The organism is Mycobacterium sp. 1165178.9, assembly GCF_001673555.1.
In the GTDB taxonomy this organism is placed as follows: Bacteria; Actinomycetota; Actinomycetes; order Mycobacteriales; family Mycobacteriaceae; genus Mycobacterium.
In genome coordinates, this window is sequence record NZ_LZMB01000392.1 from 1 (window position 1) to 5421 (window position 5421).

Annotated in this window: 6 protein-coding genes; 1 reads left to right on the forward strand and 5 read right to left on the reverse strand. The window is 65.0% G+C overall.

The annotated features are described in order from the left end of the window. The 4 genes from A5652_RS17140 to A5652_RS17155 form a co-directional block, all read right to left on the reverse strand. Positions 1 to 518, reverse strand: a 518-nt coding sequence (locus A5652_RS17140; protein ID WP_197513985.1) for an enoyl-CoA hydratase/isomerase family protein, incomplete at its 3' end; no start/stop codon positions are given. After that, the gene (locus tag A5652_RS17145) at positions 515 to 1762 is read right to left on the reverse strand and encodes an acyl-CoA dehydrogenase family protein (protein WP_067353831.1); all 1248 of its coding nucleotides are present in this window, start codon (positions 1760 to 1762) and stop codon (positions 515 to 517) included. The genes A5652_RS17145 and A5652_RS17140, both read right to left, overlap by 4 nt. Before the next feature lie 5 nt (positions 1763 to 1767). Continuing rightward, positions 1768 to 2574: an enoyl-CoA hydratase/isomerase family protein gene (locus A5652_RS17150; protein WP_067353840.1), complete on the reverse strand. Its 807-nt coding sequence runs from the start codon at positions 2572 to 2574 to the stop codon at positions 1768 to 1770. A gap of 8 nt (positions 2575 to 2582) precedes the next feature. Further along, the gene (locus tag A5652_RS17155; protein ID WP_067353834.1) at positions 2583 to 3842 is read right to left on the reverse strand and encodes a hypothetical protein; all 1260 of its coding nucleotides are present in this window, start codon (positions 3840 to 3842) and stop codon (positions 2583 to 2585) included. Between the two features lie 91 nt (positions 3843 to 3933). Between A5652_RS17155 and A5652_RS17160 the strand changes: the two genes are divergently transcribed. Then, entirely contained in the window at positions 3934 to 4758 is an 825-nt protein-coding gene (locus A5652_RS17160) for an enoyl-CoA hydratase/isomerase family protein (protein ID WP_067353837.1), read from the forward strand. Between the two features lie 3 nt (positions 4759 to 4761). On the opposite strand, the gene A5652_RS17165 is transcribed toward A5652_RS17160, so the two are convergent. Then, positions 4762 to 5421 (reverse strand): SDR family NAD(P)-dependent oxidoreductase (locus tag A5652_RS17165; RefSeq protein WP_197513986.1); only part of this gene is annotated, 660 nt, incomplete at its 5' end.

Genomic DNA, 5421 nt, shown 5'->3' on the forward strand with positions numbered 1-5421 from the left:
GAGATGCGCTCGCCCTTGCCGCTCAGCGTCATTCGGGTGATCGCCTCCATCGGCGACTTACGCAGCAGTGTGATTGCCTCGTACGCGACGGCCTGCCCCACCGAGACATGCGGGTCGACGAACGAAGCCTCCTCGGCGGCCATCACGATGTCGGCGTCGGCGACCAAGTGCAGACCTCCGCCCGCACACACCCCATTGACCGCCGCAATCACCGGTTTCCACACCTCGCATTGCCACGACGAAATCTTCAGCTCGGCGTCCCTGGTCCGGCGTGAGTGCCGCCGCATGGCCGCCTTGTCGCGAGCCACCTGCACCACGTCCATTCCCGTGCAGAACGTCTTGCCGTTGGCGGCATTGACGATCACGTGCACGTCGCTGTCGGTATCTAACTCGGCCCAGGCCGCCTCGAGTTCGTCGAGCATCAGCGCATCGAACGCGTTGCCGGCATCCGGGCGGTTCAGAATCAACCAGCCCACGCCGTCCGACTTCTCGACGATCAATCGTTCGTAGCCGCTCACGAGCGCGGAATTTCCTTCCAGGGCTTACCCTTCCACGGGTCCGGCTCCTTGGGCAGGCCGAGCACCCGCTCGCCGAGGATGTTCTTGTTGATGTCGGTCGTGCCGCCCTCGGTGGCGTTAGCCAGGCTGCGCAGCATGCCCTGCACCTCCCGCGGCAACACGTCGGGATCGCCGGACTGCGGCCAGGCCACCGCAGCGGTGCCCAGCAGGTCGACCATCAAATTTTGGATCTGTTGATTGAGTGTGGCTTGATGGACCTTGCCGATCGAGGATGCTGCACCGGGAGACTGTCCGGCCGAAAGTGCCGCGCGCACGCGGGCATTGGTCCAACCACGGACCTGCTCCTGCGCCCACAGACGCATGACCTTGCCTCGGACCACGGGGTCCTCCCAACGCCCGGTTTCTCGGGCCAGGGAGATCAATCGCTCAGCGCCGGCACCACCGAGGCGGCCCATACCGCCGGATCCCGATCCGGAAACCATCTGCCGCTCGCTGGACAGGGTCGACGCGCTGACACGCCAGCCGTCATTGATGTTCCCGACCCGATGCTCGTCGGGCACCCGCGCGCCATCGAGGAAGACTTCGTTGAACTCCGCTTCGCCGGTGATCTGGCGCAGCGGTCGCACGTCGACACCCGGTTGGTGCATGTCGAGCAGAAAGTACGTGATGCCCTTGTGCTTGGGCTGATCCGGATCGGTGCGCGCCAGCAGGATCGCGAAGTCCGCCTCGTCCGCCCACGTGGTCCACACCTTCTGTCCCGAGATCACCCAGTGATCACCGTCGCGTGCGGCGCGGGTTGCCAACGACGCGAGATCGGAACCTGCCCCGGGCTCGCTGAAAAGCTGACACCACTTCTCTTCGTTGCGGACAATGGGCGGCAGGAAGCGCAGTCGCTGTTCCTCGGTGCCATGGCTGAACAAAGCCGCCGCGGCGTTGTTGATCCCCAACGGATTCAGCCGCGTGAGCCGGAGCGGGGCGAGAATCGTCTCGATCGCGCGCGCAATGTCGTTGCCGACGCCGAGGCCACCGTGCTCCGGAAGCCAGGTCGGTACAACCAGTCCCGAGTCGGCGAATGTTGGATACCATTCCCGGTAGTCGGCCGCGGTGCGGACGGCCCGCAGGGCCGCGGGTCCTTGGACGGCGGCCGAGCGCCACGCCGCGGGCACCTCCGCATCGATCCACTGCCGCACCGCCTCGACGGCGTCGGCGGCGGAGGTGGCGGGGGTGATCGGCAAGCGGGTCATGAGCGTCAACGGCCCTGGAACTTCGCGTCGCGCTTGTCACAGAAGGCCGCCAGACCCTCCTTGAAATCGTCGCTGCGACTGGATAATTCCAGCGCCAGGGCCTCGTTCTGGAGATGGCGATCGAGATCGAGTCCGTTGCCGCTGTGCAGCAGCCACTTGGTGAGGCCGAGGGCAACCGTGGGCGCCTCACCGAGTTTGGCGACAAGCTGCTCCGCCGCAGAGGCCAATTGCTCGGGTGCATAAGCGCGGTGGATGATGCCCCAGTCGGCCGCAGTGGTCCCGGAGATCTCCTCGCCGAGCATCAGTAGCTGTCTGGTGCGCACCATGCCGATTAAGCGTGGCAGCAACCATGCGGCGCCACTGTCCGGTGTGAAGCCGCGGGCCATGAAGGGTTCCCAGAACCGAGCGTCGTCGGCGGCCAAGCAGAAGTCGGACGCCAAGGCGATGTGGAACCCCAAGCCAGCCGCCCAGCCGTGGACCACCGCGACGATCGGCACCTGTGTCTCCAGCATCAACGGGATGAGCCGGTTGGCCTTATTGGGTAGCCGGCGCTGAGTACTGCCCACCCGCGGCTTTCGCTCCGACTTCGCGTTGTTCGCGATGAGATCGGATCCCGCGCAAAAGTCCGGTCCGTCGGCGTCGATGCGGATGACGCGCACCGCCTCGTCGACGCCTGCGGCCGCGAGATGTTCGATCAATGCGTCGAGCATCCTGTCGTTGACGGCGTTGCGGCGCTCGGCGCGGTCCAGGGTGAGGCGCAGAATCGTGCCTTGCTGCTCGGCCCGAAGCCCGGGAACGCTTGCATATGTCACGGCGGCTGTCACCGTCCTGCGAATTCAGCCGATACGGCGGCGAGCAGATCCGTCAGGTTCGTCGCTCCGCCGGGCGGATCCGGGAGCCGCACGGGGCCGCGGTCCCGGCTGGGTAACAGGATGGTCGCGTGTCCCGGTGTAGTGATCTCGTTGCGGTGGTTGGTCGCCGCGAGTTCGACATCGACCGCGGGGCGCTCGCCTTCGGCAAGGTACTTTCGCGTTACGGTGCCGGTGATTATGTGCAGATCACCCACGTAGTTGAACAACCGGAACTCACAGTCCAGCTTCCACAACCAGGCGTCGTCCCCCATCCAGTCCGTACACAGATGGATCAACCACGTCTCACGCATCCGGCCGTAATCGAAAGTGGTGGGGTTGCCGGCATTTCGGGCGGCGTCCGGTTCCCAGTGGACGCGCTGCTGCGCATCGGGTACGCCGTGGTCGTTCGGAGTGTAGAAGCGGGGAATGCGTTGCCGATTACGCCACGCCAACCGCAGGGGACGCACCCCGTACATTCCGGTGCCCATGCCGACATGCCAGCAGACCATGTCGGTGACGGTGAGCGGTCCCTTGGTCAATGTGCCGATTGCATCGCCCTCGTTGACGTCTTCCCACCACTGCGGTTCAGCACCACGCGGGGATTCCCGCGAGTAGCTTTCGTCGATCTCGGCGATCTCCTCGGCTGTCCAGGTCTTAAGCTCGATCGACTCGTATTTCTTGCGGCCGCGAGCCTTGCTGCGCTCGGTGCGGATCATGTTGCGGTACTGGCCGCCGAGGATGGTGCCCTCGTCGTCCCGGAAGACTTGCGCCGACCATTCGTGAATCGCCCGGCCAGCGAACTCACTGGATTTGTCGAGCGCGGCGACTAGCGCGTTGCGCCTGAATACTCGGTGGTTGGCCCGCAGCGGAGCCCACCACTCTCGTGCGGACGACGCGTAAAACGCATGCACCCCGCGCAGCGGGTCGCCTTTGGTCAGGGCCCGATCCTTCTCGGAGAGCTCGGTGACTTCGTCTTCGCCTATCAACGTGTCACCGCCGACCAGTGCCGGCGGCGCGATCGATTCACCCCATACCGACTTAGCGGCGTAGTTTGGATCGGTCCACATGGGATTGGCGTCACCGTAGGCTTCGGCAACGTGGCGGAAAGTGTCCTCGTTGGGGCGGACGTAGTGCGGTGGCTGAGTGTGCGGAACGGCAATGCCAATGGTGCCACGCAACCTGGCCAGCCCCTCATCGGTGATTTGGCCCGGTTGAGAGGAGCGGGTCATGGCGCGCCTCCTCAGTTCTGGCGAATATCGTGGCCTGGACAAGTGTGGAAATTAAGATACCCGAAAAGCGGAAACGCCGTTAACGGCAGGGGTGAGTGAGTTGAGCGAGGAGCAGCCAGGGATCCTGGAGGCCGTTGGTGCAGACGGTGTTTACCGCATCACCATCGACCGCCCCGATGTGGGAAATTCGTTGTCACCGTTGGCACGTGACGTGCTGACCGAGGCTTTTCAACGCGCGGGCGACCACCCGGCGGTGCGCGCGGTATTACTGGGCGCGACTGGGCAGCGGCACTTCTGCGGGGGGGCCGGGTTGCCCGCTGGATCAGCGCCGCAGCTGCCAGTTGCCGACAAACGGTCAGGGGACGTTGCTCGCATGCTGCAGAACGGATGGCAGCGCTTGGTCTCGTCGATCCTCGACTGCGATAAGCCGGTGGTCGCTGCGGTGACGGGTACCGCGGCCGGTGCAGGAATCAGCCTGGTGCTCGCTTGCGATCTTGTCGTCATGTCCACGGAGGCAAAGCTTGTCGCGGTTTTCGTGCACCGCGGCGTCCTTCCTGATTCCGGCGCCATTCATCTGCTGACGAGGATCGTGGGGCTGCGTAAGGCCACCGAGCTGCTGATGCTCGGCGAACCCGTCGACGCCGCCACATGTGAGCGGCTGGGACTGGTCAACCGCGTGGCCGCGCCGGACGCTACGGACGCGGTCGCCGGGGAGCTGGCCGAGCGGCTCGCCGCCGGCCCGACGGTGATGCTGGGGCACACCAAGCGACTGCTCTTGGTTTCCTCGGAGTCCGGCCGTGACCGAGCTTTCCAGCAGGAGGCGTGGGCACAGGAGGCGGTGTCGCGCACCACCGATCTTCAAGAGGGCCTGCGGTCGTTCGCGGAGCGCCGCGAACCGCGATTCTTGGGCCGCTGACCCTCACTCCTTGGCTGGCCCACCGCGGATCGTGAACGTCGCGGCGTCATCGATCTCGTCGATCGCCTCAGCCACCGATTCCGCAGTGAGCGAGGTGTTCTCGATCCCCTTGGTCACGCCGATGAATACCCGTGACACCTTGCCCGCTCCCACCGAATAAATGTGGGCAGTGCGGTCGCACTCGCGATGCGACAGGTAAACCACGACCGGAGTCACCAACTCGGGGTCCATCGCCTTACCGGCTTCGCCCATAATGGTCTCGGTCATGCGCGTCCTTGCGATGGGGGCGACCGCGTTGATGGCGATGCCGTTTTGTGATCCCTCGATGGCGAGCACGTGCATCATGCCGACGAGCCCCATCTTGGCCGCGCCGTAATTGGCCTGCCCGAAGTTTCCGAACAAGCCGGTACCCGAGGTCGTTTGGACTATCCGTCCATAGTTCTGCTCGCGCATGACCGGCCATACGGCGCGGGTGACGTGGAACGCCCCGGACAGGTGAACGGAAATGACCGCATCCACCTGTTCGGCGGTCATGTTCTTGAATGCCGCGTCACGCAGGATTCCCGCGTTGTTGATGAGAATGTCGACCTGTCCGTATGCGTCCATTGCCGCCGCCACAATGGCCGCGCCGCCCTCCTCGGTAGCGACCGAGTCGCCGTTGGC

Excerpts from the sequence above, each read along its gene's own strand:
- A5652_RS17145 (WP_067353831.1), bottom strand. The coding sequence starts at position 1,762 with ATGACCCGCTTGCCGATCACCCCCGCCACCTCCGCCGCCGACGCCGTC.
- A5652_RS17155 (WP_067353834.1), bottom strand. The coding sequence starts at position 3,842 with ATGACCCGCTCCTCTCAACCGGGCCAAATCACCGATGAGGGGCTGGCC.